The organism is Tateyamaria omphalii (assembly GCF_014651375.1).
In the GTDB taxonomy this organism is placed as follows: Bacteria; Pseudomonadota; Alphaproteobacteria; order Rhodobacterales; family Rhodobacteraceae; genus Tateyamaria; species Tateyamaria omphalii.
In genome coordinates this window covers 143,745-169,216 of the sequence record NZ_BMWT01000005.1, presented here as the reverse complement: position 1 = coordinate 169,216, position 25,472 = coordinate 143,745, and the positions used below count along the sequence as shown (strand labels likewise).

General features: G+C 59.6%; 24 protein-coding genes. 12 read left to right on the top strand and 12 right to left on the bottom strand.

Features of this window, described 5'->3' with window-relative positions:
* Positions 1–157: 157 nt before the first annotated feature.
* Genes pgi through zwf form a run of 3 tightly spaced genes read right to left on the bottom strand, consistent with a single transcriptional unit; the run spans position 158 to position 3,854 of the window.
* On the bottom strand, positions 158–1,732 hold the full coding sequence (pgi, locus tag IE087_RS17220; protein WP_189370609.1) for a glucose-6-phosphate isomerase: 1,575 nt from the start codon (positions 1,730–1,732) through the stop codon (positions 158–160).
* A 5-nt stretch (positions 1,733–1,737) separates the two neighbouring features.
* On the bottom strand, positions 1,738–2,406 hold the full coding sequence (gene pgl / locus IE087_RS17215; protein WP_189370608.1) for a 6-phosphogluconolactonase: 669 nt from the start codon (positions 2,404–2,406) through the stop codon (positions 1,738–1,740).
* The gene (gene zwf, locus IE087_RS17210) at positions 2,403–3,854 is read right to left on the bottom strand and encodes a glucose-6-phosphate dehydrogenase (protein ID WP_189370607.1); all 1,452 of its coding nucleotides are present in this window, start codon (positions 3,852–3,854) and stop codon (positions 2,403–2,405) included. The genes pgl and zwf overlap by 4 nt, the downstream gene beginning before the upstream one ends.
* A gap of 208 nt (positions 3,855–4,062) precedes the next feature.
* On the opposite strand from zwf, the gene IE087_RS17205 reads away from it, so the two are divergent.
* On the top strand, positions 4,063–5,004 hold the full coding sequence (locus IE087_RS17205; protein WP_189370606.1) for a radical SAM protein: 942 nt from the start codon (positions 4,063–4,065) through the stop codon (positions 5,002–5,004).
* A 69-nt stretch (positions 5,005–5,073) separates the two neighbouring features.
* On the opposite strand, the gene IE087_RS17200 is transcribed toward IE087_RS17205, so the two are convergent.
* Positions 5,074–5,343 carry an usg protein gene (locus IE087_RS17200; protein ID WP_189370605.1) on the bottom strand — a complete coding sequence of 90 codons (270 nt, stop codon included), beginning with the start codon at positions 5,341–5,343 and terminating at the stop codon, positions 5,074–5,076.
* Between the two features lie 192 nt (positions 5,344–5,535).
* Between IE087_RS17200 and gyrA the strand changes: the two genes are divergently transcribed.
* A complete protein-coding gene (gene gyrA, locus IE087_RS17195) occupies positions 5,536–8,286 on the top strand; it encodes a DNA gyrase subunit A (protein ID WP_373296522.1) in 2,751 nt (916 codons plus the stop codon).
* A 40-nt stretch (positions 8,287–8,326) separates the two neighbouring features.
* Here the strand turns inward: gyrA and IE087_RS17190 are convergent, their stop codons facing one another.
* From IE087_RS17190 to IE087_RS17175, 4 genes are all read right to left on the bottom strand, one after another.
* Positions 8,327–8,668, bottom strand: a complete 342-nt coding sequence (locus IE087_RS17190) for a hypothetical protein (RefSeq protein ID WP_189370604.1) — start codon at positions 8,666–8,668, stop codon at positions 8,327–8,329.
* An 83-nt stretch (positions 8,669–8,751) separates the two neighbouring features.
* Positions 8,752–10,227 carry a carboxypeptidase M32 gene (locus IE087_RS17185; protein WP_189370603.1) on the bottom strand — a complete coding sequence of 492 codons (1,476 nt, stop codon included), beginning with the start codon at positions 10,225–10,227 and terminating at the stop codon, positions 8,752–8,754.
* The gene (gene ctaA / locus IE087_RS17180) at positions 10,227–11,372 is read right to left on the bottom strand and encodes a heme A synthase (RefSeq protein ID WP_189370602.1); all 1,146 of its coding nucleotides are present in this window, start codon (positions 11,370–11,372) and stop codon (positions 10,227–10,229) included. The genes IE087_RS17185 and ctaA overlap by 1 nt, the downstream gene beginning before the upstream one ends.
* 59 nt (positions 11,373–11,431) lie before the next feature.
* A complete protein-coding gene (locus tag IE087_RS17175; RefSeq protein ID WP_229801439.1) occupies positions 11,432–12,160 on the bottom strand; it encodes an RNA methyltransferase in 729 nt (242 codons plus the stop codon).
* A 137-nt stretch (positions 12,161–12,297) separates the two neighbouring features.
* Here IE087_RS17175 and IE087_RS17170 point away from each other — a divergent pair, with 137 nt between their 5' ends.
* Entirely contained in the window at positions 12,298–12,912 is a 615-nt protein-coding gene (locus tag IE087_RS17170) for a thiamine phosphate synthase (protein ID WP_189370600.1), read from the top strand.
* On the opposite strand, the gene IE087_RS17165 is transcribed toward IE087_RS17170, so the two are convergent.
* Entirely contained in the window at positions 12,909–14,102 is a 1,194-nt protein-coding gene (locus IE087_RS17165) for a HupE/UreJ family protein (RefSeq protein ID WP_189370599.1), read from the bottom strand. The two genes, IE087_RS17170 and IE087_RS17165, sit on opposite strands and share 4 nt — an antisense overlap.
* Between IE087_RS17165 and IE087_RS17160 the strand changes: the two genes are divergently transcribed.
* The 4 genes from IE087_RS17160 to IE087_RS17145 all read left to right on the top strand — a co-directional run bounded on the left by IE087_RS17160 (position 14,101) and on the right by IE087_RS17145 (position 17,576).
* Positions 14,101–14,901, top strand: a complete 801-nt coding sequence (locus IE087_RS17160; RefSeq protein ID WP_189370598.1) for a DUF4198 domain-containing protein — start codon at positions 14,101–14,103, stop codon at positions 14,899–14,901. The two genes, IE087_RS17165 and IE087_RS17160, sit on opposite strands and share 2 nt — an antisense overlap.
* A gap of 45 nt (positions 14,902–14,946) precedes the next feature.
* Complete coding sequence (locus IE087_RS17155) at positions 14,947–15,840, top strand: PfkB family carbohydrate kinase (RefSeq protein WP_189370597.1); 894 nt, start codon at positions 14,947–14,949, stop codon at positions 15,838–15,840.
* Positions 15,837–16,757 carry a pseudouridine-5'-phosphate glycosidase gene (locus IE087_RS17150; protein ID WP_189370596.1) on the top strand — a complete coding sequence of 307 codons (921 nt, stop codon included), beginning with the start codon at positions 15,837–15,839 and terminating at the stop codon, positions 16,755–16,757. The genes IE087_RS17155 and IE087_RS17150 overlap by 4 nt, the downstream gene beginning before the upstream one ends.
* Positions 16,758–16,829: 72 nt before the next feature.
* Positions 16,830–17,576 carry a DUF502 domain-containing protein gene (locus tag IE087_RS17145; RefSeq protein ID WP_189370595.1) on the top strand — a complete coding sequence of 249 codons (747 nt, stop codon included), beginning with the start codon at positions 16,830–16,832 and terminating at the stop codon, positions 17,574–17,576.
* 16 nt (positions 17,577–17,592) lie between these two features.
* Here the strand turns inward: IE087_RS17145 and IE087_RS17140 are convergent, their stop codons facing one another.
* Together IE087_RS17140 and IE087_RS17135 are read right to left on the bottom strand one after the other, a co-directional pair.
* Positions 17,593–18,624, bottom strand: a complete 1,032-nt coding sequence (locus IE087_RS17140; RefSeq protein WP_189370594.1) for a patatin-like phospholipase family protein — start codon at positions 18,622–18,624, stop codon at positions 17,593–17,595.
* A 72-nt stretch (positions 18,625–18,696) separates the two neighbouring features.
* Complete coding sequence (locus tag IE087_RS17135) at positions 18,697–19,482, bottom strand: 3-hydroxybutyrate dehydrogenase (protein ID WP_308425470.1); 786 nt, start codon at positions 19,480–19,482, stop codon at positions 18,697–18,699.
* A 367-nt stretch (positions 19,483–19,849) separates the two neighbouring features.
* Here IE087_RS17135 and IE087_RS17130 point away from each other — a divergent pair, with 367 nt between their 5' ends.
* The 3 genes from IE087_RS17130 (at position 19,850) to IE087_RS17120 (ending at position 22,606) form a co-directional block, all read left to right on the top strand.
* Positions 19,850–21,598, top strand: a complete 1,749-nt coding sequence (locus IE087_RS17130) for an extracellular solute-binding protein (RefSeq protein WP_229801438.1) — start codon at positions 19,850–19,852, stop codon at positions 21,596–21,598.
* A gap of 15 nt (positions 21,599–21,613) precedes the next feature.
* A complete protein-coding gene (locus tag IE087_RS17125) occupies positions 21,614–22,270 on the top strand; it encodes an aquaporin (RefSeq protein WP_189370593.1) in 657 nt (218 codons plus the stop codon).
* Between the two features lie 117 nt (positions 22,271–22,387).
* Positions 22,388–22,606: a hypothetical protein gene (locus IE087_RS17120; protein WP_189370592.1), complete on the top strand. Its 219-nt coding sequence runs from the start codon at positions 22,388–22,390 to the stop codon at positions 22,604–22,606.
* 6 nt (positions 22,607–22,612) lie between these two features.
* On the opposite strand, the gene IE087_RS17115 is transcribed toward IE087_RS17120, so the two are convergent.
* Positions 22,613–23,236: a helix-turn-helix domain-containing protein gene (locus tag IE087_RS17115; RefSeq protein WP_189370591.1), complete on the bottom strand. Its 624-nt coding sequence runs from the start codon at positions 23,234–23,236 to the stop codon at positions 22,613–22,615.
* Between the two features lie 44 nt (positions 23,237–23,280).
* Between IE087_RS17115 and IE087_RS17110 the strand changes: the two genes are divergently transcribed.
* Together IE087_RS17110 and IE087_RS17105 are read left to right on the top strand one after the other, a co-directional pair.
* Positions 23,281–24,804 carry a class I adenylate-forming enzyme family protein gene (locus IE087_RS17110; RefSeq protein WP_189370590.1) on the top strand — a complete coding sequence of 508 codons (1,524 nt, stop codon included), beginning with the start codon at positions 23,281–23,283 and terminating at the stop codon, positions 24,802–24,804.
* Positions 24,804–25,448 carry a DsbA family oxidoreductase gene (locus tag IE087_RS17105; protein WP_189370589.1) on the top strand — a complete coding sequence of 215 codons (645 nt, stop codon included), beginning with the start codon at positions 24,804–24,806 and terminating at the stop codon, positions 25,446–25,448. The genes IE087_RS17110 and IE087_RS17105 overlap by 1 nt, the downstream gene beginning before the upstream one ends.
* The last annotated feature ends 24 nt before the right edge of the window (positions 25,449–25,472 follow it).

The window sequence follows — 25,472 nt, the reverse complement described above, 5'->3', positions numbered from 1 at the left end:
GCATTCCTGACCGCCCCTGTTTTGGGCGAATAGCCGCCCAAAACAGGCCATTTCATTGAATTTTTTGGCGAAAGCACAATCTTGAATTGAATTCACAAAGCCCCAATTCCGCAGAAATGGGCGGTATTTTGTATCACGTGCCTGTCTGCAACCGCTCCTAGCGGTTCATGTGCAGATACGAGACCAAAGCCCGAGTGGACCCATCCTTGTCATCCGCAGACGCGTCGCCTTCAACAATTGGTTGCAAGGCTGTCGCCAGTTCCTTGCCCAACTCGACACCCCATTGGTCATAGGAGTTGATGCCCAGAATGACGCCTTCGACAGAAACGCGATGCTCGTAAAGCGCCACGATCTGGCCCAGGGTGAACGGATCCAGCTTGGGATAAATCAGCGTGGTCGACGGTCGGTTCCCGGCAAACACGCGGTGCGCTGCCTGCCGCTCCAACTCGTCCCCGTCAAACTTGTCCGCAATCTTTGCACGCGCCTCGTCCAGTGTCCGTCCTCGCATCAATGCCTCTGACTGCGCGAAACAGTTGGCCACCAGAAGATCGTGATGATGACGCAGCTCGGGTTCATGCCCCGCGCAGGCAATCATGAACTCGCATGGAATAACCGACGTGCCCTGATGTATCAGCTGATAAAATGCATGTTGGCCGTTGGTTCCGGGCGCACCCCAGACAACAGGGCCACTCTCAACCGGAACAGCGCCGCCATCCATGGTCACCGACTTGCCGTTCGACTCCATCTCAAGCTGTTGGAAATAGGCAGGCAACTGCCCCAGCCGCTGATCATAGGGCAGAACAGCGCGCGACGCATGACCCAGAACCTGCCGATGCCAGATGCCCACAAGGGCTAGCATCAGAGGCATGTTCTCAGCACCTTCAGCGGCACGGAAATGCGTGTCCATGTCCTGTCCACCGCGCAGGAAGGCGCGGAACCCGTCCGGCCCCACAGCCATCATCAGGCTCAAGCCAATCGGCCCCCACATGGAATATCGGCCACCAACCCAATCCTCGAAGCCGAAGACACGCTCGGCCGGAATCCCGAACTCGGATGTCTTTTCAAGGTTTGTCGACAGGGCGGCAAACTGCGCAGACGGATCACCGTCATGGTCCAGCATCCATGCCCGTGCCGTGCGCGCGTTGGTCATGGTCTCGATCGTGGTGAACGTCTTGGAGGCTACAATCACAAGCGTCGTTTTCGCGTCCAGCCCGCGCAGCGTGTCGGCAATATGCGCACCGTCTACATTCGACACGAAATGGCAACGCGGCCCGTCGTGATACGGCGAGAGGGCCTGCACAGCCATGGCAGGCCCAAGGTCCGACCCACCAATCCCGATATTAACCACATCGGTGATGGCACCGCCACGGATCTCGTTGGCATAGGCCTCCATCCGGTCCAGTGTTTCCAGAACGCCCGGCATGACATCCTCGCCATCCACCAGAACGGGCCCACCATCCAGATTGCGCAAGGCGGTGTGCAGAACCGCCCGTCCCTCGGTCTCGTTGATCTTGTTGCCCGAGAACATCGCGTCGCGCCGCGCTGCAACGCCCGCTGAACTTGCCAACTCAAGCAGCATATCGCGCGTCTCCGCATCGATATTTGTCTTGGAATAGTCAAACCGCATGTGCTGGGTCTGCACCGCAAACGCATCTGCGCGCGTATCATCAAACAGCCCCAGAATGGCGCGACCAGATACGGCCTCCGCCTTGGCCTTCAAAGCGTCCCACATTTCTCTTACTCCGCCCAGTGCACCGTCAGGCCGCTCATAACAGCTTTGATGGGAGCCTCAAGCGGGTCGAGACCCTCTGCGCGCTCCAACGCCGCCCGCTTGTCCGAGCCATAAATCACAAGGTGCTTTGCCATTGCCCCGGCAAGCGCGGGACCGGAAAACGAAATCCGCGGCTCCTGCCCTGCAACAGACACTGGCACAACCAAAGGCGCATCATCGGCCAACATCGCGTCCAGTCCAATCGCGCCAGGGAACAGCGAAGCCGTGTGCATATCTGCTCCCATCCCCAACAGCAAAAGCGAAATGGGCATCTGATCTGCCAACTCCTCGGACAGCACCGGCGCCGCCGCATCGGGCGTTTGCCCTTCCCTGTAGAACGGTACGAACTTGGCTTCTTTTGCGCGGCTCTGAAATAGCCGGTCTTTCAGCAACTTAGCATTCGATCGGTCGTGATCCTCCGGCACCCAGCGTTCGTCGCTGAGCATGACATTCACACGCGCCCAGTCCAGATCGGCAGCGCACAAGCTGTCAAAGATCGGACCCGGCGTCGTTCCCCCCGGCACAACAAATGAGGCCCAGGAATGCACCAGCAGACAGTTTTTTAACTCGCTCGCCAGCGCATCGGCCAATCCCATGGCCAGCAGGTCACGATCCGGGTATTCGACGATATTCATGGGGCCACCTTTCTCCACACTCGGGTGTCACGGGCCAGAAGCTGCACGGCGTCCACCGGCCCTTCGCTGCCCGCGTCATAGGTTTTTGGCACTTCCCCACGGCCTTCCCACCCGTTGATGATGGGATCGGTCCAGGCCCATGCGGCCTCGACCTCGTCCCCACGCATGAACAGGGTCTGGTTGCCACGGATCACGTCCATGATCAAACGTTCATAAGCATCTGTCTGGTCCGCGCCATCCTCCCCCAGCGCATCGGCAAAGGACATATCCAGCGGCACATCCACCAGACGCATCCCCCCTGGACCCGGTTCCTTGATGGTTACGCCCAGCGTAATCCCCTCATTCGGTTGCAACCGGATCGACAAGACATTGCGGTGGTCTGACTGCTCGCCAAAGATCGAGTGGTTCAGCTCCTTGAACACCACTGTGATCTCGCTGGACCTTGCTTTCAGCATCTTGCCGGTGCGCAGGTAGAACGGTGTTCCCGCCCACCGCCAGTTCGAAATCCCGACCTTCATAGCAATGTAGCTTTCGGTGCGCGAGCGTGGATCGCCGACCGCCTCACGATATCCGGGCTCATCGTCCGATGCTTCGTATTGCCCCCGAACGATATGATGCGGCTGCACCTCGTCCAGCGCGCGGATGACCTTCAGCTTTTCGTCACGGACCGCATCCGGGTCGAACTTTGAAGGTGGCTCCATCGCGATCAAACACAGAAGTTGCATCAGGTGGTTCTGCACCATGTCCCGCATCGCGCCTGACTTGTCATAATACTCGCCCCGGCCGCCCACACCGACCGTCTCGGCTACGGTGATCTGGATATGGTCCACATACTGGCTGTTCCACAGCGGCTCGAACAGCATGTTGCCAAAGCGCACAGCCATCAGGTTCTGCACCGTCTCTTTGCCCAGATAGTGGTCGATCCGATAAATCTGGCTTTCATCGAAATGCATCGCCAGATCCTTGTTCAGCGCCTGCGCCGACGGCAGGTCGCGACCAAAGGGTTTTTCCACCACGATCCGGCTGTCTGCATCGGTGAGCCCATGGGCGTTCAATCGATGGGCCAAGTCCGCAAACAGGCTTGGGCCGACAGAAAAGTAGTAGGCGCGAACGACATCCGAACGGACGAGCTTGGCCAGTTCGTCCCAACCCTTGTCACCGCGGGCATCGATGGTCACAAACTCCATCCGCTCCAGAAATCCGGCAAGCGTACCCTCTTCGCAGCTTCTCTCACCGCCAAATTCGGCAATCGCATCGGCCACGAAGTCACGATAGGCTGCGCTGTCCATGTCGCCGCGCGCCGCGCCGATCACCCGCGCGCCCTTGGGCATTTGCCCGGCACAGAACCGACGGAACAATCCCGGCAAGATCTTGCGGCGTGCAAGGTCCCCTGTGCCGCCAAAAATCACCAGATCAAACGGATCGACCGGGATAACGCGCGATACCATGGCAAGGCTCCCTCTTGCATGCTCAGAAAATGTTTGCGCTACCAGTAGCAGATTCAAACAGATACTCAACGCCCGATGCTGCACCTGCATCACCCGGTCGCATATTTTTATCACAAAGCCGTCAAAGGGGCACAGTCTGCTTTCACCTTGCGACTGTCCGACATAACTCTAACCTCGGACCGCACGGAAAAAGACGGAAACAGGCGATATGAAAGACTTGGCAAATCTGGGCAAATTCCAGGATCCCCACATGACAGCCAAGGGTGAAGCACGGGCAAAGGTGTCGCTGACACATCCCGAGACACTGTGGTTCAACACCGGCACGCTCTGCAACATCGCCTGCGCCAATTGCTATATCGAAAGTTCGCCCACCAACGACGCGCTGGAATACATGACGGCGGATGAAGTGTCCGGCTACCTTGACCAGCTTGAAGACCGCAATTGGAACGTGCGCGAGATCGGCTTTACCGGTGGTGAGCCTTTCATGAACCCCGCCTTCCTCGACATGGTCGAACGGTCGCTCAAACGAGGCTACGAGGTGTTGATCCTCACCAACGCCATGGCCCCGATGATGCGCCCAAAGGTCAAGGCTGGCATCGTGCCGCTGGTCGAAACCTATGGCGACAAACTAACTTTCCGCATCTCGCTCGACCACCACGCCGCCGCTGTCCATGACACGGAACGCGGCGTTGGAACCTTTGCCAAAACCCTGAGTGGGGTGGATTGGCTATCTTCTATCGGCGCTCGTCTGGCTGTTGCGGGACGGATCGAGATGGCCGAAAGCGAGGCCGAGGCGCGCGCTGGATACGCAGCACTTTATGCCACGCATGGTTGGGACATTGATGCGCAGAATCCTGGCATGACGGTGCTGTTCCCCGAAATGGACGCGCAGGTCGAAGTGCCGGAGATTACAACTGCTTGCTGGGATATCTTGAACAAACATCCCGATGCCGTGATGTGTTCATCGTCCCGGATGGTTGTGAAACGCAAAGGGGCCGGGAAACCGGCTGTCTTGGCCTGCACTCTTCTGCCCTACGATTCCCAATTCGAGATGGGCGAGACTCTGGAGCAAGCCGAAGCGGATGTATCCCTAAACCACCCTCATTGCGCCAAATTCTGCGTTCTGGGCGGAGCATCCTGTAGCGCATAATATCGGATAAAAACCCGGCCACAATGCGATCTCCTAAGGATCAAAGCATATACTTCCTACGAAGCAGGTTCAGTGCACCGTGAACTCGCCTGTCACATTGCGCCATTCTCCTGGCGCGATCATCTTGCGATGGGTAAAGCGCACGGAATGCAGCGCCCCCTCAATCTCTGCCTTCCAGAAATCGATGAACTTGAATAGGCGTGGATGGTCTGGCGCAAGGTCGTATTCCTGCCAGACAAAAGTGTTCAGCACGTGCCTGTAATCCGGCATGTGATAGAACATTTCGGCAGTCGTCAGACCATATCCTTTCAACATTAACTCGGTTTCCGTATCCGCCATTTTCGGCCTCCATTTTACCGCTCTGAAACCAGCAGAACGGATCAGTTATTAATTTACAATAAAAACAATGATCTAGCACCAGAGACAACAGACTGCTAACAACCATCGTCTTCGCACCATTGCACCTTATCTGCGCTTTCTGATAGACTGCACCGCAATATATAGCGCACGCGACAGAACGAGCAGATCAACGTGAACGACACGCCCCAACCGCCTGAAAACGATGATGAAATGATGCCCGAAAGGCCCGCCTACGACGGACCCTCGGTCTCGATCGAAGACGAAATGCGCACGTCCTATCTGGACTACGCTATGTCGGTCATCGTTTCGCGCGCGATCCCGGATCTGCGGGACGGCCTGAAACCGGTGCACCGCCGTATCCTCTATGCGATGCACGAAACCGGCAACACGCACGACAAATCCTATCGCAAGTCTGCGCGCCCCGTGGGCGATGTCATGGGTAAATACCACCCCCACGGCGACGGTGCGATCTACGACGCCTTGGTGCGCATGGCCCAGGATTTTTCCATGTCCCTGCCGCTGCTCGATGGCCAAGGCAACTTCGGCTCCATGGACGGCGACAATCCTGCCGCCATGCGCTACACCGAAGTGCGGATGGACAAGCCTGCGGCCTTCGTCCTTGCCGACATCGACAAGGATACCGTCGATTTTCAAGACAACTATGATGGGAAGGACCGCGAGCCGACGGTCCTGCCATCGCGTTTCCCGAACATGCTGGTCAACGGCGCAGGCGGCATTGCCGTCGGCATGGCGACCAACATTCCGCCCCACAACCTCGGCGAAGTGGTCGACGCCTGCCTTGCCCTGATCGAGGACCCAGATCTGTCGTCCGAGGCCCTGATCGAATACGTCCCCGGCCCTGATTTCCCGACGGGCGGCATCATGCTTGGCCGCTCCGGCGCGCGCAAAGCATACTTAGAAGGGCGCGGGAGTGTTATTGTCCGGTCTAAAACACGCGTCGAAGAGATACGCAAAGACCGCTACGCCATCGTCATCGATGAGATCCCCTATCAGGTGAACAAGGCGACGATGATCGAGCGCATCGCCGAGGCGGCGCGCGACAAACGGATCGAAGGAATCTCCCACGTTCAGGATGAATCCGACCGCAACGGTGTTCGCGTGGTGGTCGAGCTGAAACGGGATGCAACGGCCGAGGTCGTGCTGAACCAACTGTTCCGCTTCACGCCGATGCAAACGTCGTTCGGCTGCAATATGCTGGCGTTGAACGGCGGGCGCCCCGAACAGCTCACGCTGCGGCGTTTCCTGACGTCCTTCCTCGACTTCCGCGAAGAAGTGGTTATCCGTCGCACCGCATTTGATCTGCGTAAGGCCCGCGACCGCTCGCACATCCTCTGCGGTCTTGCCGTCGCCGTCTCGAACGTGGACGAAGTCGTAGCCACCATCCGTGCATCCGCCGACGCTGCAGAAGCGCGCGCCAAGCTGATGGAACGCCGCTGGCCCGCAGCCGAGATCGAAGGCTATCTGCGCCTGATCGACGATCCACTGTCGAAAATGCACGATGACGGCACCTACAACCTGACCGAAATCCAGGCCCGCGCCATCCTTGAACTGCGTCTGCAACGGCTTACCCAACTGGGCGTCAAGGAAGTCACGGACGAACTTGAAGAACTGGCCGCTAAGATCAAGGAATACCTAGAAATTCTGGGCAGCCGCGAGCGGATCATGGGCATCATCTCGGACGAGTTGACCGAGGTGCAGGACCAGTTCGCCGTCCCCCGTCGTACCGAGATCGTAGACTGGTCCGGCGACATGGAAGACGAGGACCTGATCGAGCGCGAGGATATGGTCGTGACCGTGACAGCGGGCGGCTACATCAAGCGCACACCGCTGGCCGATTTCCGCAGCCAAAAGCGCGGCGGAAAGGGTGTGAGCGGTATGCAGACCAAGGAAGAGGATGTGATCACCACCCTCTTCGTCGCCAACACGCATACGCAGCTTCTGTTCTTCACGACCGATGGCATGGTCTACAAGCTCAAGACGTGGCGCCTGCCCCAAGGCGGTCGCACGTCCAAAGGCAAGGCCATCGTCAACATTCTCCCGATCCCCCAAGGGGTCAGCATCGCCGCCATCATGCCGGTCGACCGGGATGAAAAGGAATGGGACGACCTTCAGGTGGTGTTTGCCACGTCCGCAGGCACCATCCGCCGCAACAAGCTCAGCGACTTCACCAATGTCATGCGCAACGGCAAGATCGCGATGAAATTCGAAGACGAGCACGCGGACACGACGCTGATCAATGCGCGCATCGCCTCGAACGATGATGACGTCATGCTTGTCACCAACTCTGGCCGCGCAATCCGCTTCCCGGCGACTGATGTGCGTGTGTTCAACAGCCGGTCTTCCGTCGGCGTGCGGGGCGTCAAACTGAGCGGGTCTGATCGCGTTGTATCCATGTCGATCATCCGCCACTTCGACGCCACAAGCGACGAACGCGCCGCCTATCTCAAGATGCGCCGCGCAGTGGCTGGACTGGCAGATGATGGCGAAACCTCGGACGAGGAAGAGACTAACGCTAACGCCACGATCAGCCAGGAACGCTACGCTGAAATGTCAGCAGCCGAGAACCTGATCCTGACGATCACGGCGCAAGGCTCAGGCAAGCTCAGCAGCAGCCACGACTACCCGGTCCGCGGACGTGGCGGGCTTGGCGTGGCAGCGATGGACAAGGCCATGCGTGGTGGTGACATCGTCGCCTCCTTCCCGGTGGACATGGACGATCAGATCATGCTCGCCACGTCCAAGGGGCAATCCATTCGCGTGCCCGTCGACGGTATCAGTTTCCGGTCGCGCAGCGCTGGTGGCGTGCGCGTCTTCAATACCGGCAAGAATGAGGAAGTGGTTAGCGTTGCCTGGATCGCCGATCAGGGCGACGAAGACGGCGAGGCAGAGGCCGAGAGCTAAACAATCAGCAGCTTGGGCTGCTGATTGCCAAAATCTTATGTCAGTCGGTGGCTGTTGTGGACGAAGACGATCCGCCAGCAACCACAACCAATACAGCGACAGCGGCCAAAGCAGCTGGAGCTGACAACGCCCCACCCGCCAATTGCGCATTTGCGGCACCAGTTCCCGTCACGCGACGACAGCGACGCACCAGTTGATCTCCGCGTGGGATCAGGCCGGGACGGCAGAAATAGGTTTCACCATCCGTGCCTAGGATCTGGTCACTGTAGACGGCATCACCGGATGGCCCGACAACCGATTGTTGTGTTGTTGTGTCCTGGGCCCAGCCGGGCAACGCAAACCCGGCGCATATGGCGACCCAAAGCATGTGTTTTGGCGACATGATTGCACTCCACTTGTTATCACACAAGCCGAGCCTGCCTTGTCGATCAGCCCGTCAGAAAGGGGAATTCGCAGCGCGTTTCGTCATAATCCGTAGATGCCGCTGAACTTCTCTTGAAGATAGGACAACAGAGGTTCCGGCCCGGGCGCCTGCCCGCTGGCCCGTTCGATCACCTCCTGCGGGGTATACAGGCTCCCATGGGTTTGCAAGTTGTCCCGCAACCATGTCGTGGCAGCCGATGTATCCCCTTGTCCAAGCTGCGCATCCAGGTCCGGCACCGCCGTGCGCAAAGCCTCGTGCAAACACCCGGCATAGACATTGCCCAACGAATAGGTCGGGAAATAGCCAAACAGGCCCACAGACCAGTGCACATCCTGCAACACGCCATTTGACGGCTTGTCGACGGCATAGCCAAAATCAGCCTCGAACCGATCATTCCAGGCCGCCTCCAGATCGCCCACACCCAGATCACCGGACATCAGGGCACGCTCCAGATCAAAGCGCAGCAACACATGCAGGTTGTACTGAACCTCGTCCGCTTCGGTGCGAATATAGCCATTCGACACCATGTTGACGGCGGCATAAAATGCTTCCTCGCCGTCGATCCCGAAATCACCAAACGCATCGCGCATCTGACCATAAAGCCAGCCGGTGAAGGCCCGGCTACGCCCCAGCTGGTTCTCGTAAATCCGGCTTTGGCTTTCATGCACCCCCATGGATACACCGCGCCCCAGCGCAGTCATAAGATAGGCATCATCGATGTTCTGCTCATAGCAGGCGTGGCCGACCTCATGGATGGTCGAGTAGAAACAGTTGAACGGGTCCTCGGGGTTCGTACGGGTCGTAATCCGCACATCCGTACCCGACCCGGATGAAAACGGGTGCACCGCCTTGTCGATCCGCCCGTGCCCCATGTCATAGCCAAATGTCTTGGCCAGCAGCGTACTCAGGCGCAGCTGCGCCATCTCGTCAAAGGTGCCTGTCACGCCTTTCGGCGCGGGCCTCTCCAGAATAGCGGCGCGCAATGCGGTCAGCGCGGGGCGCAATGCACCAAACATCGCTTCCAGATCAGCCGCTGTTGTTCCGGGCTCGTAGTCCTCAAGCATCGCATCATAGATGTCGCCGCCATTTGCCAGCGCGGCCCCCTCTTCGCGCTTGAGCGTAACCACCTCGTCCAAGACAGGCGCGAACGCCTTGTAGTCATCCGCTTCGCGCGCCTCGGCCCACTTGCCCTGCGCCGTCGAAGTCACGCGCGCGATCTGTGCTGCCAGTTCCGCAGGCACCTTCGAAGCGCGGTCATAGCCGCGCTTGATCTCGCGCAGCTTGGCCACGCCAACCCGGTCCAAACCACCGGCATCAATGGCGGCCAGCCACTCTCCAACCTGCGGATCCGTGCGGCGGGCATGCAGAACGCTTTCCATAGCTGCCATTTCCTCGCCCCGCTGGGCCGCCGCACCACGCGGCATCATCGTCTCCTGATCCCAGCCCAAACGCCCCGCGACCTGCCCCAAGGCTTGGGTTGTGTGGTCAAAGGCCAGAAGGTCGTCAAAGGCTTTCATCAGGAAGATCCTCGAATGGATGTGGCAATGGGATAGGCGGACAGGAACCGGGCGCGCAGAATCAACGCCCACAATACGACGGCCAGGAATTGGTGCAGGATCGCCACCTGCCATGGCGCGCCATACAGCACGGTCACGATGCCCAGAACGATCTGCAGGCTCATCGCGGCAAAGACGGCATTGAAGGCAAATCGCGTGTTTTCATGGGCCGACTTGCGACCACGCAGCCAGACCACTACGGCAAATGCAAACAGCAGATAGCCCGTCACGCGGTGGATGAACTGCACCAGCCCCGGGCTTTCAAACAGGTTGCGCCACCATGGCTCAAAGACAAAAGCGCTGGCCGGAAACACCTGCCCACCCATCAACGGCCAGTCGGTATAGGACCGCCCGGCATCGATACCCGCCACCAGCGCCCCAATCAGAATTTGCAGAAAGGCAAAATGCATCAGGCCGGTCGACATCGAAAACAGCTTGGCCTCTTTTGACCGACGCGCCTGCATCAAGTCCCGTTCAGGCCGACCCAGCAAGTAGGTGTACCAGGCAATGAAGCCGAGAATGACAAAGGCAAGGCCCAAATGCGTGGCAAGCCGGTAGCTGGCCACATCCACCATGCCTTCGCCCTGCGTCACACCGCTGGCGACCATCCACCAGCCAATGGCCCCTTGCAGACCACCCAGCACACCCAACCCAAGAAGTCGTGGCGTCCAGCCCGTGGGTATCTGGCGACGGATGAGGAACCAGAAGAAACCAATGGCCCAGACCAGGCCAATAACCCGACCCAGTTGTCTGTGCCCCCATTCCCACCAATAGATCACCTTGAAATCCGCAAGGGTCATCCACTGGTTTTGGATGCGGAACTCGTCAATCTGCTGATACAGCGCAAACTCCGCCTCCCAATCTGCCTGGTTCAGCGGCGGGATGGCCCCGGTGAACGGGCGCCATTCAGTGATGGACAGGCCACTGTCGGTCAAACGGGTCAAACCGCCCACTGCGATCATCACCACGACAAGGGCAAAGAGGATCATCAACCAGACCCGAATGGCACCGCGTGCACCACCCCTGCCCTTATCGATCACCCCGGTTTCAACCACCTGCTTTTCGGTGGTGCCAACCTCTTCAAATATGCTGCGGTTCTTTGCCATATCGGCTCCGTTGCTATGTCAGGGCGCAACGTATGTCTGTGACCGGGCGAGGTCCAGCATCACTGACGCGACGCCCAGCGGACCATCTGACGCAGCATGCCATGCAGGGTCTGCACGTCAGCGCGTGTAAGAGGCATCCGGCTCCACAGGTTGCGCAGGTTCATCTTCATGCTCGGGGCTTTGTGTTCGGGAAAGAAGAAGCCGGCCTCCTCCAGCCGTTCTTCGAAATGACGCGCGAGATGGTCAATCTCATGGCCGTCAGCCCACTCCGTGCCCGCCATCTCGACCATCTTGTGCTCAATCTCGGCGCTGGCCCGCATCCACTCATAACCTACAAGCAACACGCATTGCGCCAGGTTCAATGACGGAAATTCCGGGTTCACCGGCACCGAGATCAGGGCATTGGCCTGCGCAATATCCTCATTCTCCAAACCCGCGCGCTCGGGCCCGAACATCACCGCCACATGTTGACCTTCGGCAATCCGGCACGCGGCATCCTGCATCGCTGCCTCCGGGCTCAGGACTTCCTTGGTCATGTCCCGCATGCGCGCTGTCGTGGCGTAGACATAGGTGCAATCCGACAGGCTGCCCGCCACATCCGCATGAACGGTTGCCGCATCCAGCACCCGGCCCGCCCCGCTGGCCATGGCCACGGCAGCCGGGTTCGGCCACCCGTCGCGCGGGTCGATGATGCGCATCCGGTCCACGCCAAAGTTCAGCATCGCCCGGGCGGCCGCCCCGATGTTCTCGCCCATCTGGGGGCGCGTCAGCACAAATGTTGGTGTCATGGCGCGCCGTCTACCCTGCGACATCGCACCGAACAATCCCCTTCATCTTGCAAAATAAACTCCCGCCGGAGGCATAAATCTTTTCAAGCCATGTCTTTTCCGGCTAGAGCGACAAACAGAACAAAAGGACCACGCCAATGAGTGCCCCCGAGCAGCCGCAGATCTACCTTCTGACCCCGCCCGTGTTCGAATTGTCAGTGTTTCCCGATCAACTGGCCTCAGTCCTCGATGCGCATGATGTGGCCTGCATCCGCCTTGCCCTCGCCACCCGCGACGAAGACCGCATTTCCCGCGCCGCCGACGCCTGCCGCGAAGTGGCCCATGCCCATGACGTTGCCATCGTCGTGAATGATCACACGCAACTGGCCGAACGGCTGGGTCTGGATGGCGTACACTTGTCCGATGCTTCGAAATCCGTGCGCGACGCACGCAAGGCGCTGGGGCCGGATGCCATTGTGGGCAGCTTCTGCGGCACCTCTCGCCATGACGGGATGACAGCAGGCGAAGCCGGTGCAGATTACGTCGCTTTCGGCCCCCTGACAGGTGTCGGAGACGAAGTCACAGCAGACGATGACCTGTTCGCCTGGTGGTCGGAGATGATCGAGGTGCCAATCGTGGCCGAGGGTGGATTGACCCTCGACCTCGTCAAACGGCTGGCACCCATCACCGACTTCTTTGGGGTTGGCGAAGAGATCTGGGGCGACGAAGATCCCGCCGCCGCCCTTGCCCGCCTGATGGAGCCTCTGGGTTAAAGCAGAGTCCGCTCAATCACCCAGTAAATCGCCACAACGGCAATGATCAGCGATCCGGTCATCGACCAGGCGCGGAACATCACGTTGTAATCGGTGATCGTTTCCTCCTGCCCTTCCAGGTCGGACATACGTGCAGCACGCACACCCACCCAGAGCGCAAAGGCCGCAAGTGCAATCACGGTCAATTGGCCCAGTTCGACACCGATGTTGAAGCCAATCAGTGCCGGGATGAACTGCCCCTCAGGCAGACCAAACTCGCCCAGCACCGACGCAAAGCCCAGCCCGTGCAACAGGCCAAAGCCAAACACGATCATGGGCCGCCAGCGGTTCAGGCCACGGGCAAAGATGTTCTCGACCGCGACATAGACGATAGATGCGGCAATCAAAGGCTCCACAATGCTGCCGGGCAGGTTCACCAGCCCCAATGCGCCAAGCGCCAGTGTCACCGTATGCGCCAGAGTAAACGCCGTGACCTGCCACAAAAGCGGGCCCAGACGGGTCGATAGAAAGAAAAGGCCCAGAACAAACAGGATGTGATCCAGCCCCTTGGGCAGAATGTGGTCGAACCCCACGGGGATGTAGGTCCCGAAGGTCTGCCAGCCCGAGGCCGCGTCTCCGCCCGCAACTGCAATCGGGCCACTGTCCCCACCGCCGCTGATCAACCCGGTATAGGGCGCATCCACCCCTTGCTGCCGCAGGATCAGATCGCCCGCGCCATCCGGCCACGCCACCTGCATGCTGCTTGTCCCGGCGGGGACAGATCCCGTCAGCACAACGTCGGAAACGCGCGCAAGCTCTTCATTTTGCACCTCGGGCACGGTCACATTTTCAAGGCTCAGCGCAACGGGCTCACCATCGGCCAGCAGTAATGGCAAATCATTCCAAGTCGCCAAAAGCGTAGGAACACTCGCCTCAACCTCCGCACCACTGAGTGCGCGCAAAGCATCGTAGTCGCCCGCATTCTCTGCATTATCCGTGTCGGCAACCGCATCCAGGTCAATGCCGGACAGTTGCGCCTCGACATTCACCCGCACGTCAAGGCGAACCGCGCCATCCGTTACTGTCAGGTCCGCAATCGTCGGCACAACTTCGTGAGCTATGGCCAGATTGGACCAGATTGCCCAGCAAAGTGTTGACAACACAGCCCAAAGCCGCAGCTTCAAAGGCACTCGAACAAAGGCAAACTGCATGTATCTCTTCCGTCTTCTTACTTTGCTTTGGTGCGCCATCCTGACAACAAGCGCAACCGCTCATGAGTTCTGGATCGAACCGGAGCAGTATCAAGTGCCTTCATCGGGACAAATCGTGGCACGCCTGAAGAATGGTGAGGCATTCGAGGGCGTGAACTTGGCTTACTTTGAACGTCGCATCGCACGCTTCGACGTGGTTGTCGGCGACACAATACGCCCGGTCGAGGCGCGGATGGGGGACAATCCGGCCCTTGACGTGCCCGCACCTGTCGGCGGGCTTGTCGTGGTGGTGCATGAAACAACATCATCTTCATTAACGTACAAGGAGTGGGCAAAGTTTCAGAAATTCGCGGACCACAAGGATTTCGCGGATATCGAGGCACAGCACGCAGCCAATGGCTTTCCCGCCCCGCCGTTCAAGGAACGCTACACCCGGCACGCCAAGGCTCTGATCGCCGTGGGCGAAGGTGCAGGCGCAGATCGCGCGCTGGGTCTGAAAACCGAATTCATCGCACTGACCAACCCATATGCCGCAGACTTCGACGGCACCATGCAGGTCCAGGTGACCCTCGATGGCGCCATACGCGCGGATGCGCAGGTTGAAGTGTTTGACCGCGCGCCCGATGACAGCGTCACAATCACCCTCCACCGCACAGATGCCGATGGAATTGCGGCCATCCCTGTCACACCGGGCCATGAATACCTGTTCGATGCCGTTTCGATCGCACCAATCACCGACAGTGACGACGCGGTGTGGGATACCTATTGGGCTGCACTCACCTTCGCAGTGCCGGAATAGCCCCACCCCCTTGCCACTGGCGTCAACCAGCGGCACAAGGCGGGCATGACCCGCTCACATGACATTCTCTGCATAGGTTCGGTCCTCTGGGATGTGATTGGCCGCGCACCGCTGGCCATGCGCCAGGGGTCGGACGTACCGGGCCGGATCACCCGCCTGCCCGGCGGCGTGGCCATGAACATCGCCATGACATTGGCCCGCTTCGGACTGACACCTGCCCTGCTGACAGCCATCGGGCGCGACCCTGAAGGCGACGAGTTGATTGCCGCCTGCACCGCGCGCGGCATGATCACCGACACGGTCTACCGGTCCGAGGATCTGCCCACCGATCAATACATGGCCGTTGAAGGCGCCAATGGCCTGATTGCCGCCATCGCGGATGCGCACTCACTGGAAAGTGCCGGGGCCAAGATCTTGCGCCCCCTGATGGATGGAACCATTGCAACGGACAGCGCCCCATACACCGGGCTTGCGGCCCTTGATGGCAACCTCACACTGGACCTTCTGAACGAAATCGCGACCAGCCCCGTTCTGGCCAAGGCAGATTTGCGCGTGGCCCCCGCCTCTCCGGGCAAGGCCGAACGGCTGGGTCCGTTTTTGACCCACAGCCGTGGCACACTCTACGTGAACCTCGAAGAAGCGGGCCTGCTCTGCCAGCGCGGTTTCGAAACGTCCATGGAAGCGGCCCAAGGGTTGCTGGAACGCGGCGCAGCCCGTGTTCTTGTGACCGATGGCGGCAACACGGCCACCGAAGGGTCAGCCGAAGGGCTGGTCAGCGAAACACCTCCACAAGTGCTGGTCACCCGGATCACCGGTGCGGGTGACACGTTTATGGCGGCCCACATCGCGGCAGAAGTCCGGGGCGCTGACCGCCCCGCAGCGCTTCACGCCGCACTGGAAGCCGCCGCGATCTATGTTTCAGGAAAGACAGACACATGACCCTGTTCACCCCATCTCCCGAAGTTGCAGATGCTCTGGCGGCAGGCGCCCCCGTGGTTGCACTTGAAAGCACAATCATCACGCACGGTATGCCCTATCCGCAAAACCTCGAAGTCGCGCGCCAGGTCGAAGCGGACATTCGCGAAGCCGGAGCCGTACCAGCGACCATGGCCGTGATCGACGGCACGTTGCACGTGGGTCTGACCGATACCCAGCTTGAAACGCTGGCACAGGCCAAGAACGTGGCCAAGCTCAGCCGTGCCGACATGGCAGTCTGCATGGCCAATGGCGGCACTGGTGCAACGACCGTGGCCGCGACAATGATCGCAGCCCGGATCGCCGGTATCTCTGTCTTTGCCACCGGCGGCATCGGCGGTGTGCACAAGGGCGCTGAAAACAGCTTTGATATCTCTGCCGACCTGCTGGAGTTGGCGCAGACGCCCGTGACAGTCGTTGCGGCCGGGGCCAAGGCGATCCTCGATATTCCCAAAACGCTCGAAGTGCTGGAAACACAAGGCGTGCCGGTCATCGCCTACGGGCAAGACGACATGCCCGCCTTCTGGTCACGCAGTGCCGGTGTGGCCGCGCCCCTGCGCATGGACAGCGCCGCGACAATTGCCGCAGCCCACGCACAACGGGCGGCCATGGGCATTCCGGGCGGTCAACTGATCGCAAATCCCATCCCTAAGGATGACCAGATCGACCGGGCCACGCTTGCCCCCATCATCGCACAGGCCGCACGGGACGCAGATACCCACGGGATCACGGGTAAGGGCGTGACCCCATATCTCCTGCAACGCATCTTTGAGCTGACAGAGGGGCGTTCGCTGACCGCGAACATCGCTCTGGTGCGCAACAATGCGCGGCTCGCAGCCGCCATTGCAACGGAATTGGGCGCAATGGGGCCAAATGCCTGAATAAAGGGCGGAAACCATTGTAGTGCCGCACGGCTTGACTTACTTGTTCCGTGAACTTGCGCCGGGATCCCGATGACCACTCCTTTTGACCCCAAAGAGCCCAGGCAGCCCGGCCTGTTTTCAGGATTGCGTGCCTCTTTTCTGACCGGTCTTGTGGTCATTGCGCCCGTCGGGCTGACCATCTGGCTGATCTGGACCGTGATCGGCTGGGTCGATGGATTTGTGTGGCCGCTGGTGCCGACGGTCTGGCAGCCGGACTCAATCGTCAACTATTGGCTGAACAACCCGCGCTTTGTCGACCGAAACGGGGTCCTTGTCCCGAACCCGGACTGGATAAAAGTGAACGTTCGCGGCGTTGGCGTCATCGTCTTCCTCCTGTTCACTGTCTTTGTCGGCTGGATCGCCAAAGGCTATATTGGCAATTCCCTGATCCGCTATGCGGAAAGCCTGGTGGGACGCACACCGGTGGTCCGGTCGATCTATTCCGGGATCAAGCAGATTTCGGAAACGATCTTTGCCCAATCCGAGCGGTCCTTTGAAAACGCGTGTCTGATCGAGTATCCACGCAAGGGCATTTGGGCCATCGGCTTTATCTCGACCACCGCCAAGGGCGAGGTCAGTGAACGGGCGGGCAATACAGGCGCACTGCTCAGTATCTTTGTGCCCACCACGCCAAACCCGACCTCGGGCTTTCTGTTGTTTCTGCCAGCCGAAGACGTGATCGAACTGGACATGTCCGTTGAGGATGCGGCGAAACTGGTGATTTCCGCCGGGCTGGTTTACCCGAACGGCAAGGATCCCACCAAACCGCCCAAGTAGCCACAAGCGTCGATGTTCAACTGAACATCTCGGGCATGTTTACGCTGTCTCCCTTGCCAATCTGGTCGAAATGCTCTGCCAGAAAATCTTCCGCTGCGCGCGCGCCTGCCTCCCTCAACCGCCCCATGACAAAGCCATTTGGCACCAGCTTGGTCGCGACACTCAAGTCGTTCATCAAGGCATCGTCCGCGATCATGTGCATGTTGACCCGGCGCATCTTGCCGAGCTCAATCGTGCCTTCGTCAATGAGCCGCTTCACAAATGAAATGGCGCGCATCTCGCGCAGCAAGGACGAGTTGAAGCTGATCTCGTTGATACGGTTCTGGATCTGCTGTGGTGTGCGCGGCAACTGCTCGCGCTCAAGCGGATTGATATTTATGACAACGATGTCGTCCGGCAACGACGCATCAAAAAGCGGGAACAGCGCCGGGTTACCGGTATAACCACCGTCCCAGAACTCTTCATCCTGCCCGGTTTCACTGTCATGGACGACAACCGCCTGGAACAAGGTCGGCAGGCATGCCGAGGCCATGATAGCCTCCGGCGTAGCTTCGGCATGTTTGAAAACACGCAGCTTGCCGTTGCGTACGCGCGTCGCATTGATGAACAATTGCGGACCGTCGTCGCAACAGACCTTGTCCATGTTGAACTTCGACACGATGTCCGTCAGCGGATTGCGATAGAACGGACCATAAAGATACGGCGACAACATCCGCCCCACAGCATCGCCCACAGCATAAGGCAATGAATTCTCAAGCGCTTGAGACACCTGCGCAGGCCCAAAGGGCGCCATCCACTGCGCCATGCGCATGTCTTGCACGCCCGCCACCTGCCCCCACAGCCAATCAAGGTTTTCGCGCGCCGCGTCCTCACCACCGATGGCCATGCCTGCTTTGACCGCGGCACCGTTCAGGGCGCCGGCTGACGTGCCGGATATACCAGCGACCTCAATCCGGTCATCAGCCAGCAACACATCGAGCGCACCCCAGGTAAAAGCACCATGTGCGCCCCCACCTTGTAATGCCACGTTGATTTTCTTGCGCGTCATGGATCACCCCTTTGATCTGTTTGAGGCTGCGGGAGCCTCCGGCGGGAGTTTACTTGGCAAGATGAAGATGGATCACAGCGCGGTCCAACCGCCATCCACGCTGATGGTTGTCCCGGTGATCTGGTCCGCCGCAGATGAACACAAGAAGACGGCGGTGCCGCCCATCTGTTCCGTGGTTGCAAATTCCTTGGACGGCTGACGCTTGAGCATCACGTTCTTGATCACCTCTTCGCGCCCCATGTCGTATTCCTTCATCGTGTCGGGAATCTGGCTTTCAACCAGGGGCGTCAACACATAGCCCGGACAGATGGCGTTTGCCGTAATCGGTTCTTCCGCTGTTTCCAGCGCTGTTGTCTTGGTCAGGCCGACGACCCCGTGTTTCGCCGCAATATAGGCCGACTTGTAGGGCGACGCGGTCAACCCATGCGCCGAACTGACATTGATGACCCTGCCCCACCCGGCGGCGCGCATCATCGGTAGCGCGGCGGCTGTTGTGTGAAAAGCCGAACTGAGATTGATGGCAATGATCGCGTCCCATTTCTCGGCCGGGAAATCCGGAATGGCCGCGACGTGCTGAATACCCGCATTGTTGATCAGGATGTCGCAGGCCCCAGCCTTTTCGACAAGGGCGCGACATTGATCCCCCTTGGACATGTCGGCCTGAATGTAGCGGGCATTTGTCTTGGTTGCATCGGCAATCTCTTTGGCCAGTGCATGATCTTCCGCGCTGTCCGTGAACGAGTTCAAAACCACGTCGGCCCCGGCGCGGGCCAATTCCCACGCCATGCCAAGCCCGATGCCCGAATTTGAACCGGTGATGATGGCGGTTTTGCCAGCCAGGGAAATCTCAAAAGCCATGGGCACGATCCTTTCGTCAAAGCTGCGCGCATCCTGTCATGCTGCACGTGCGAAAGGAATGGCCACCCGGCCTGTCTGTTTGCGTTCAGGATAAAAAAAACGCCAGCACGAAGCTGGCGTTAAGTTATTGAGGCAGGTTTCATACAGGCAAGAAACCTATCGAGCAGTGCCCTTGTTATACGCAAACCCGCCCGAAGAGTCCAAGCTAAAAGTTTGATAATGCGTAAATGTCCGAGGGCCGCTATTGTTAACAAAACAAGGGCGATCAAGGATTGTTTACAAAATGAGCAGGCATTTTTTCCAAACTGGACGCAGAAGAATCTGCGCTTCGAGTGCGATTCTTGCGGGTCTAGTATCCCTGGCTTCAATGACACAAGCAGAGCCAAGCCATGGCATAGCTATGTATGGTGCCCCGGCCCTGCCACCGGATTTTGTGGCACTTCCACACGCGAATCCCGATGCACCCAAAGGTGGAGCCATCACGCTCGCCAACACCGGCAGTTTTGATTCGCTTAATCCCTACATCCAAAAAGGCAATGTGCCTTGGCAGTTGCGGTTTCTCACCCATGAAAGCCTGATGGGTCGCAGCCGGAACGAACCCTTCGCGCTCTATGGTCTGCTCGCCGAATCGATTGAGACGGACGAGGCCCGATCCTGGGTGGAATTCACCCTGCGCGAAGAGGCGCAGTTTTCAGACGGCAGCTCGGTAACCGTCGAAGATGTTCTGTGGTCTTACGAAAAGCTCGGCACCGAAGGGCACGGTCGCTATCGCAGCCTGTGGGCGCAGGTCGAAAGCCTTGAACAAACCGGCCCGCGCAGCATCCGCTTCACCTTCAACACCGAAAACCGAGAGCTTGCCCTGCTCGCCGGGATGCGTCCGATCCTTCAAAAGGCACAGTGGGAAGGCAAGGATTTTGCCAATTCCACGATCAACGATGTGCCAATCGGCTCCGGCCCCTATGTCGTCAGCAAATATGAAGGGTCGCGTTATGTCACGCTGACCCGCAACCCCGACTACTGGGGCAACGATCTGAACTTCCGCCGTGGCACCTTCAACTTCGATGAGATCACCATCGACTTCTATGGCGACGGTGACGTGGTGCTGGAAGCCTTCAAGGCAGGTGAAATCTCGGCCTGGCGCGAGTTCAACGCCGAAACCTGGAACAGCGAATATGACTTTCCGCGCGTGCAATCCGGCAACGTCATCAAGACCGAGATCACGCACCAGAAACCCTCTGGGATCACCGGCTTTGTCATGAACACCCGCCGCGCGCCTTTTGACGACTGGCGGGTGCGCGAGGCCCTGATCACCGCCTTCAACTTCGAATATATCAACGACACGCTGACAGGTGGCGCGCAGCCCCGCATCACCTCATATTTCTCGAATTCGCTGCTGGCGATGGAACCGGGTGCCGCCAAGGGTCGCGTGGCCGAACTGCTTGCCCCCTTCAACGGCAAACTGCTGCCCGGCGTGATGGAAGGATATGCCTTGCCCGAAAGCGATGGCACCTTGCGCAACCGCCGGGGCCTGCGCCGCGCCATCGGTCTGCTGGAAGAAGCCGGATGGACCACGCAAGACGGCAAGCTGCGCAATGCCGATGGTCAGGCGATGCAATTCACCATCCTGCTCGACCAACAGCGGACCGAGGACCGGGCGATTGCCAATCTCTACATTCAGGCGCTGGAACAGCTTGGCATCGATGTGAAAGTTGATCTCGTGGATGGCGCACAATTCACCGCGCGCGAGGACACGTTCGATTTCGACATGACCTACATCCGGCGCGCCTTGTCCCTGAGCCCGGGCAATGAACAACGGTTCTATTGGGGCACGGATGCCGCAGTTGAAGACGGGTCCGGCAACCTGATGGGGGTTAAGGACCCCGCCATCGACGCCATGATCAACGCCATGCTGACAGCCACGACGCGCGAGGGCAGTATCGCGGCCACCCGCGCACTGGACCGACTGCTGATTGCGGGCCGCTATGTGGTGCCGTTCTGGCAGTTCACAACCGGTCGCATTGCCCATGTCGCAGAAATGAAACATCCGGATGTCATCCCGCTCTACGGCGATGGACCAGACTGGATGCCCCAGTTCTGGTGGTGGGACGACAACTGATCTTCGGACGACACGATGACACAAAAACTCTGGGCCGAAGGGCTCGGCACGGCCCTGCTGCTGATCGGCGTGGTTGGGTCTGGCATCATGGGCGAAACGCTGGCGGGCGGAAACGTCGCTATCGCGCTTCTGGCCAATGCGATCGCAACGGGCTGTATGCTTTACGTGATCATCACAGTGCTGGGCCCTGTTTCCGGGGCGCATTTCAACCCCGCCGTGACACTGGCTTTCTGGCTGCGGGGAGACATCGCACCCCGCGCGGCCCTGGCATACGTTGCCGTGCAGGTGACGGGCGGCATCCTCGGGGTGTGGGCCACCCATCTCATGTTCGATTTGCCCATACTTCAAAGCTCCACCACCCTGCATCGCACCGGCCTGGCACAATGGTGGTCCGAAATTCTGGCCACCTTCGGATTGCTCTTCGTGATCTTCGGTGGCCTGCAGTCGCGCCCCGAGGCCGTGCCGACACTGGTCGCGCTCTATATCACGGGCGCCTACTGGTTCACGGCATCAACCAGCTTTGCCAATCCGGCGGTTACCATCGCACGCGGGTTTTCCGACACGTTTGCAGGCATCTACCCCGGGCACATTGCAGCCTTCATCGGGGCACAGATTTTGGCTGTCCTGATTGCACATTCAACCCTGGGTAGGCTACTCCAGATCAAAGGTTGATCTGTCACGAATTTGCAATATTGTCTGGCGCGGGGTGGATGTCTGGCCCGCGGTGGGACCCGCAGGCCGCCATGTGTGAGTGTTCACATGGTAAACCGGATAACATCGGGGGTATGCATGAACTGGAATGATCTGACCCGCAATTGGGCAGAAAGCTACCGCGCGCTGTGCCGTGAGTTTCCGAAACTCGAACCCAGCGCGATGCCATTTCTCAAGGCCGATCAAGACCGGTTTGAAAGCTATCTCGCCGCGACCCACGACATGTCTTTGAAAGAAGCACAGGACGCGTTCGATGCCTTTCTGTCGCAGCGCGCCGAGACACTGCACACCGCGTGATCGCCTTTAGGCGAGCGACGTCACCCACAAGATCAAAGCATCTTCGTCGCTGACGGACACCACATTGTGGCCCATCGTGGCATCGTAATAGGCACTATCACCCCGACGCATATCGACCGGTTCATAAAACTCGGTATACAGGCGGATGACTCCGGTCAGCACATACAGGAATTCTTCGCCATCGTGCCGCACCCAACCATCGAATTCATCCATCGACCGCGCACGCACACGCGCGCGATACGGCAACATCTGTTTCTTGGTCAGCGTCTCTGCCAGCAATTCATGCTCATATGTCACCGTGGCCTGGGCGTTGCCCTGCCCCGATTGGGTCACGACCATACGGCCGTTGATCTGTCCCTTTTCCGGCGGCGTGAACAATTGCGGCACGCTGATCTCAAGACCGATGGCAAGCTTCTTGAGCGCCTCGTAGGTGGGCGACATCTGGCCGTTTTCGATCTTGGACAGGGTCGAACGGGCCAGTCCGGCCTGGTTCGCCGCCTGTTCCAGCGTCCAGTCGCGCGCTTTGCGCAATTCGCGCACACGTGCGCCCAGATCCAGCGGTTCGGCCGCCTCGTCCTGCCCGGTCGACCGGGCGATCTGGATCAGTGTCTTGGGATCTTTTCCTTGCATGACGACTTCTATAGGACGCAGGCCCAAGGCTTGCAACGCTGCCCATGCTAAGCATCGTCGACACCGGCCCAATGCCGCCTTGCCCGACGGCATTCAACATGGCAGCGCACGTTCTTGGCCGCGCCGACACCCAGCCAAGGAAAGTCGCCGTATCCGTGGTCAGCGGTGACCAGACCACATCCATGACCTACGAAACCCTCAAAGGCGCCGTACTTGGCACGGGCGGTGGGTTTCTCGCGGCAGGATGCACACCGGGTGACATCGTGCTTCTGCGCCTCGGTAACACAATCGACTTTCCCATCGCATATCTTGGTGCCTTAGCCGTGGGCCTTGTCCCCGTCCCCACCTCCGCCGCGCTGACAGAGCCAGAGGTTGCGCGCATCGTCTCCGAACTGCGCCCCCGTCTGATCCTGCGGGATCCCGACGTGACAACCGCGACAGGTGCCCCGGAAATCGGCCTCGCTACATTGCAGGCCCTCCGCGACCATCCCCCCGCCGCGTGGCACATGGGCGATCCGAACCGTCTGGGCTACATCATCTATACGTCCGGCACATCGGGCCAACCACGCGCGGTGGCCCATGCACACCGGGCGATCTGGGCGCGACAGATGATGCACGACGGATGGTACGGGCTGCGCGACACTGACGTGCTGATGCACGCAGGGGCCTTCAACTGGACCTACACGCTGGGCACTGGTCTGATGGATCCATGGACCGTCGGAGCAACAGCACTCATCCCGGCTGCGGGCACAGCGCCTGAGACACTTGGCCCGTTGCTGGCCACGCACAAGGCCACGATCTTTGCCGCAGCACCGGGCGTCTATCGCCAGATGCTGGATCGTGCAGAATTGCCAGCCCTGCCAAACCTGCGCCATGGCCTGAGCGCCGGAGAAAAGCTGCCGCAAACCACGTTGGAGGCGTGGAGAAACGCAACCCGCACCGACCTGTTCGAAGCCTATGGCATGTCCGAGTGCTCAACCTTCATTTCTGCCAGCCCATCCCACCCGGCCAAGACCGGCGCGCTGGGTCAGCCCCAGACCGGACGGCATATCGCGATCCTGGGCGACAACGGCCCGGTGCCCCGCAACACGCCCGGCACGATTGCCGTGCATCGGTCCGACCCCGGCCTGATGCTGGAATACCTGCACGCCCCCGACGACACCGCCGCCCGCTTTGACGGGGACTGGTTCCTCACCGGCGATGTGGGCGCGATGGATGAGGACGGGCAGATCACCTATCTGGGCCGCAACGATGACATGATGAATGCAGGCGGGTATCGCGTCTCCCCGCTCGAGGTTGAGGCAGCACTGGCCGATGCGCCGGGACTGACGGCAGTCGGGGCCACCCAGATCGAGGTCAAGCCCGGCGTCTTCATCATTGCCGCGTTCTACACCGCGCCCGCCCCACTGGACGAGGACGAGTTGCGCGCCTATGTCGACACCAAGCTGGCGCGGTACAAGCAACCCCGCGCATATGTTCACCTGCCAATGCTGCCCACAGGCGCGAATGGCAAGCTGGTTCGGCGGCGGCTGCCATTGTTCTGGCCCAAAAATACGAAAGCCACCTGATGCCTGATTCCATCAAGCTCGATATCATGTCCGACCCGATCTGCCCGTGGTGCTATATCGGCAAGGCCCATCTGGATCGCGCGCTCGAAGCGCATCCGGATCATCCATTCGTGATCGAATGGCATCCCTTTCAACTGAACCCTGATATGCCCGCTGAAGGCATGGATCGGCGCGCATATCTGGAAGGCAAGTTCGGCGGCAAGGAAGGCGCGGTCCGCGCCTACGCACCCGTTGTGGAACATGCCGAGAAAGCGGGGCTCAAGATCGACTTCGAGGGCATGAAACGCACGCCAAATACGCTGGACGCCCACCGCCTGATCCATTGGGCCGGGATCGAAGGCAAACAGACTGCAGCTGTATCATCCCTGTTCAAAGCCTATTTCGTCGAAACACGGGACATCGGAGATCACGATGTTCTGGCTGACATCGCCGACAGTATCGAAATGGACGCAAGCGTCGTGCGGCGCCTTCTGGCCTCCGATGCGGACCGCGAGGATATCTCGGGACGAGACGCACATAGCCGCCAGATGGGTATCCAGTCGGTACCGACTTTTATCGTGGCCAACCAACATGCGGTGCCGGGTGCACAACCGCCCGAACTTTGGGCAAAAGTGATCTCGGAATTGCGCGAGGGCGCAGCCTAATCGGCACAATCGTTCACATTTTTA